Genomic DNA, 2,925 nt, shown 5'->3' on the forward strand with positions numbered 1-2,925 from the left:
CCCCTAGGCCTTGCCACGGCAGGGTCTAGGGAGCTGCGGGCGCCACGCGTTCCACTGCGGCCGCAGGGGGCGCGGGAGCCAGAGCGGCCTTTCCTGGCGACATCCGATCGAACACCTCGGGCGGTTGGCTGCGCAGCGTGTCCCTCAGACGTTCCATCGGCGCCTGACTTTCGGTGATCCGGCCGGTCCTGGGCCGGTCGATGTCCAGCGTCAGCAACAGCGAGATCGCCAGCAGCAGGAACAGGAACGCGGTCGCCCCGCGCCCTTCCTTGTTCGCGCCGGCATAGCCCAGCACCCCCGCCGAAGTGATCACATAAACGAACAGCACGAAGAACACCGTGCTCGGCACGCGGGCCAGCCGGGCGGCCTTCCGCGCGGAGTCCAGGTCGATCATGTTGTTCATGGTCTCCAGGTACGAACTGGAGAAATCCAGGCCCTTGATCGACGGCCAGGCCGCGAGCGTGGCGGTCCACAGGTCGGTCAGCATCTGGTCGTTCTTGACCAGCAGGGGCCGGGCCTGGCTGGGCGGCGCCTTGGCCAGGAGAAGGCGATTGTCGGTATAATCCACCAGCATCTGGCTGATGCGGGCGCGGTCGACGGGCTCCAGCATCTGGGTGCGCAGATAGGTGGTGCCGATGGCGTTGGCCTCCTCGAGCACCAGCATGCGCCGCGCCTCGAAGCGATCGACGGCCAGCGAAAAGGTGAAGCCCATCAGCAGGGCCAGTAGGCCCAGGGTGGCCGAGACGATGTAGCCCTCCTTGCCGCCATCGCCGTCGTCCTCGCGCTTGTCCTTCTTCTTGGCCACGCGCCGGTTCAACCATTCGCCGAACAGCGAAGCCGCGAACATGGTCGCCAGCAGGACCAGGCCGATCAGCCAGGACGGCGTGGTCTCCAACCAGCCGGCGAAACCGCCGGTCATCGCGCGAAGGCCTGGCGCTCGGTCGGGCCGACAGATTTTCCGCTAGCCATTTCCTGGATCTCCCGGCGGATCGAAAGCGTCGATCTTTCGACGCGACGCCGGGTTCCGCCATGGGGTGAATCCCTGGCGTCGTTAGTTCTTCCCCCGGATTCTCGCGGGTCCCCAAAAACCCGACTTATCTACCATAACGTTTATATATTGACGTCTCGCCCTTTGAGTGATCAGCCTGTGGCGAAGCTCGGGCCAGTGACGCACGGCGCAGCCTTGCGCGGACCCGGCCGGAAAATGGGCGGAGGGCGTGATGGAAATCTCGAAAACGGGACGTAAGATCGGCTGGCGGACGCTGGCCGCGGCGCTGGTCTGCCTGGCGGGCGGCGGGGCGCTGTTCGTGGCCAAGACGGTGGCCGCGCCGCCGGTCAAGTCGGCCGCGCCGGCCTATCTGGCGGCCTTTCCCAATTTCGCGCCCAAGCTGACGCCGCAGATGCCGGGCGACGTCGACATCGCGCTGAAAACGCGCCTGGAGAAGGTCCAGAAGTTCTCCGAGGTGCAGCGCGAGTTCGATCTCTATTCCTGGCAGATGTTCCTGTCGCTGAACTGGCCCACCAACAGCCAGGGCGTGGCCGCGCCGAAGCTGACCGACACGAAGTTCGGCCAGCCGCACTGGACGCTGTGGCACAATTCCAGCTCGATCTTCCAGACCGACGGCGCCAAGCCGGCCGCCTGCGGCGTGTCGCCCAAGGCGCGCACCCTGACCCTGTTCCGCGGCGACCTGGGCAAGCCGGTCAGCCGGGGACTGGCGCCGTTCTCGGCCCAGGCCGTGGCCAACGCCGATCCGCGCGCGACCCGCTTCCTGGGCGTGCTGTCGGCGGTGGGCGAGCTGAACGCGGCCAATCTCGGCGATCTCAGCGACATCAACCAGGCCTTCTCGGGCCCGATGCTCGATCAGAACGGCGAGTTCGTCTATTACGAGATCATGATCGACCCCAACGAGGTCGGCTATCTCTGTGACAACAGCCTCTACAACATCAACGGCCAGGTCGCCTTCTCCAAGGCCGGCGGCAAGGTGGCCATGCCGCTGGGCACGCCCGACAAGGACTGGAGCGGCTCGTTCGAGCTGAAGTTCGCCTGGCGGATCCTCAAGGCCGGCAAGGACGACTTCAGCCGCTTCCACACCAGCCCGGCGGTGATCATCGACCAGGGGCCGGACGGCAAGCAGCTTGAGCGCAAGGTCGTCGTCGGCTTGGTCGGCATGCACATCGGCCACAAGAGCACGACCTCGCCGCAGTGGATCTGGTCGACCTTCGAACAGGTCGACAACCTGGACGTCGACGCCGTCGCCCACCCCAAGCTGAACCCGTCGTTCGTCGATCCCAACTGCCCGATCTGCGCGGTCGACCAGCTGCCGCAGAAGGTGAAGGGCGTCTATCCGCGCGTCCCGACCCAGGCCTGGCGCGGCATCCCGATCCCCGGCGACAAGGTGGCCCTGAACCGCCAGGCCCAGGCGGCGCTCAAGGCCCAGGGCTCGGTCTGGCAGTACTACCAGCTGATCGACACCCAATGGCCGACCGATCCGACGGCGGGTCCCGCCCCGTGGAACGGCGGCCTTCCCAACGCCATCGTCAACAAGCCGGGCGGCAATCCCACCCCGGTGTTCCTGACCAATGTCACGATGGAAACCTACTTCCAGAAGGGCAATCAGGTGGCGTGCAACGGCGAGGAGCTGCCCAGCGGCCAGGACTGCCCCGCCTCGGGCGCCGCTCAGCCGCCGGTCTGGAACTCGGTGCTCAACAACCAGGGCAAGCCGGTGACGCCGGGCATCAACACCCTGACCTTCCAGACGGAAAGCTGCATGGGCTGCCATTCGTCGGCCGGGGTCTGGACGTCCTACGACCCCAAGTCCGGCAAGGGGAACCAGTCGGGCCAGCTGACGGCCGATTTCTCCTGGCTGCTCAGCCAGAAGGCCAGCTATCAGAAGTAATACTGTAAGAGCCGTCATCCCGGGCCTT

The 2,925-nt window shown here is 66.2% G+C and carries 2 protein-coding genes; one reads left to right on the plus strand and one right to left on the minus strand.

Translation table 11 applies throughout. The features are described 5' to 3' along the window. Positions 1–25: 25 nt before the first annotated feature. Positions 26–919, minus strand: a complete 894-nt coding sequence (locus AC1DZ6_RS22635) for a bestrophin-like domain (protein WP_477099365.1) — start codon at positions 917–919, stop codon at positions 26–28. A gap of 301 nt (positions 920–1,220) precedes the next feature. Between AC1DZ6_RS22635 and AC1DZ6_RS22640 the strand changes: the two genes are divergently transcribed. Then, the gene (locus AC1DZ6_RS22640; protein WP_477099366.1) at positions 1,221–2,897 is read left to right on the plus strand and encodes a hypothetical protein; all 1,677 of its coding nucleotides are present in this window, start codon (positions 1,221–1,223) and stop codon (positions 2,895–2,897) included. Positions 2,898–2,925 lie beyond the last annotated feature (28 nt).

The sequence above is a fragment of the Caulobacter sp. P1_B12_2 genome, from assembly GCF_056406675.1.

Coding starts and splice junctions, on each gene's coding strand:
- AC1DZ6_RS22635 (WP_477099365.1), bottom strand. CDS start 919: ATGACCGGCGGTTTCGCCGGCTGGTTGGAGACCACGCCGTCCTGGCTG.
- AC1DZ6_RS22640 (WP_477099366.1), top strand. CDS start 1,221: ATGGAAATCTCGAAAACGGGACGTAAGATCGGCTGGCGGACGCTGGCC.